The 2,590-nt window shown below is 55.2% G+C and carries 1 rRNA gene; it reads right to left on the reverse strand.

The annotated features are described in order from the left end of the window. A 23S ribosomal RNA gene (locus ACFC0O_RS46070) occupies positions 1-2,209 on the reverse strand; the annotation flags it as partial. Positions 2,210-2,590 lie beyond the last annotated feature (381 nt).

A 2,590-nucleotide genomic window follows, 5' to 3' on the forward strand; every position in this document is an offset into this window, starting at 1 on the left:
AGCTGAGAAGTCGTTACGCCATTCGTGCAGGTCGGAACTTACCCGACAAGGAATTTCGCTACCTTAGGATGGTTATAGTTACCACCGCCGTTTACCGGGGCTTAAATTCTCAGCTTCGCCACCGAAGTAGCTAACCGGTCCTCTTAACCTTCCGGCACCGGGCAGGCGTCAGTCCGTATACATCGTCTTACGACTTCGCACGGACCTGTGTTTTTAGTAAACAGTCGCTTCTCACTGGTCTCTGCGACCTCACCCAGCTCAGGCAGCAAGTGCCGTCACCAGACAAGGCCCTCCTTCTCCCGAAGTTACGGAGGTATTTTGCCGAGTTCCTTAACCACAGTTATCTCGATCGCCTTAGTATTCTCTACCTGACCACCTGTGTCGGTTTGGGGTACGGGCCGTGTACCAACTCACTAGAGGCTTTTCTCGGCAGCATAGGATCACTGAATTCGCCTCAATCGGCTACGCATCACCTCTCAGGCTATATGCTGTGCGGATTTGCCTACACAACGCCCTACAGGCTTACACCCGGACAACCATTACCGGGCCCAGCTACCTTCCTGCGTCACCCCATCGCTTGACTACTACAATCAGGGTCCCGTGCAGCAATTTCCCCTCTCGCCCGAAGGCTCGATAAGGAAACATTTGGACGGTTAGCACAACTGATTCGCCATTGGGCGCGGATACACGGGTACGGGAATATCAACCCGTTGTCCATCGACTACGCCTGTCGGCCTCGCCTTAGGTCCCGACTCACCCTGGGCGGATTAACCTGGCCCAGGAACCCTTGGTCATTCGGCGGACGAGTTTCTCACTCGTCTTTCGCTACTCATGCCTGCATTCTCACTCGCATGGCCTCCACGGCTGGATCACTCCGCCGCTTCCCTGGCCATACGACGCTCCCCTACCCATCCAGACTCCTGGCCCGAAGGCGGGATAATGTCTGAATGCCGCGGCTTCGGCGGTGTACTTGAGCCCCGCTACATTGTCGGCGCAGGATCACTTGACCAGTGAGCTATTACGCACTCTTTCAAGGGTGGCTGCTTCTAAGCCAACCTCCTGGTTGTCTTCGCGACCCCACATCCTTTTCCACTTAGTACACGCTTAGGGGCCTTAGCCGGCGATCTGGGCTGTTTCCCTCTCGACTACGAAGCTTATCCCCCGCAGTCTCACTGCCACGCTCTCACACACCGGCATTCGGAGTTTGGCTGACTTCGGTAAGCTTGTGGGCCCCCTAGGCCATCCAGTAGCTCTACCTCCGGTGTGAAACACGTGACGCTGCACCTAAATGCATTTCGGGGAGAACCAGCTATCACGGAGTTTGATTGGCCTTTCACCCCTACCCACAGCTCATCCCCTCAGTTTTCAACCTAAGTGGGTTCGGGCCTCCACGACGTCTTACCGTCGCTTCACCCTGGCCATGGGTAGATCACTCCGCTTCGGGTCCATAGTGTGCGACTCGTTCGCCCTATTCGGACTCGCTTTCGCTACGGCTACCCCACACGGGTTAACCTCGCCACACACCGATGACTCGCAGGCTCATTCTTCAAAAGGCACGCCATCACCCCACGACAAGTCGAGGGCTCTGACGGATTGTAAGCGCACGGTTTCAGGTACTATTTCACTCCCCTCCCGGGGTACTTTTCACCTTTCCCTCACGGTACTAGTCCGCTATCGGTCACCAGGTAGTATTCAGGCTTATCGGGTGGTCCCGACAGATTCACAGCAGATTTCACGGGCCCGCTGCTACTCGGGAGTTGCTCACATGAGCCGTTGAGTTTTCGTCTACGGGATTCTCACCCTCTACGACGGGCCGTCCCAGGCCACTTCGACTAACACAACGGTTTCTGACTCATGCTCAACTCGGCAGAGTTGAGAAGAACAATCCCACAACCCCGACTATGCAACGACTGCCGTCTATCACACATAATCGGTTTAGCCTCTTCCGCTTTCGCTCGCCACTACTCACGGAATCACTGTTGTTTTCTCTTCCTGTGGGTACTGAGATGTTTCACTTCCCCACGTTCCCTCCACACCACCTATATATTCAGTGGCGGGTAACACGACATCACTCGTGCTGGGTTTCCCCATTCGGAAATCCTCGGATCTCAGCTCGTTTGACAGCTCCCCGAGGCTTATCGCAGCCTACTACGTCCTTCATCGGCTCCTGGTGCCAAGGCATCCACCGTACGCTCTTACACACTTACTAACAAAGATGCTCGCGTCCACTGTGCAGTTCTCAAACAACACACGAGAAAGACAACCTATGTCTCGGCACCAGCCGGAATGAATTCCGCGGTATGACCGAAGGGTCAATCTCGTCGTTATCTTGCCTGGAAAGAACGTCTGTTCTTTCAGGACCCAACAGTGTGTCGATATAGCCAACCGAAGTTGGCGGTAGTCAGTGTTCCACCCATGAGCGTCCGCCGGACTACATTCGAGTCCGAAACGGTCTCTGACGCATTCTCGTCCGACTATTCGGAGAGCGTTGCGTAGATGTGCTCCTTAGAAAGGAGGTGATCCAGCCGCACCTTCCGGTACGGCTACCTTGTTACGACTTCGTCCCAATCGCCAATCCCACCTTCGACGC

The sequence above is a fragment of the Nocardia sp. NPDC056100 genome, from assembly GCF_042266325.1.
Lineage (GTDB): Bacteria > Actinomycetota > Actinomycetes > Mycobacteriales > Mycobacteriaceae > Nocardia.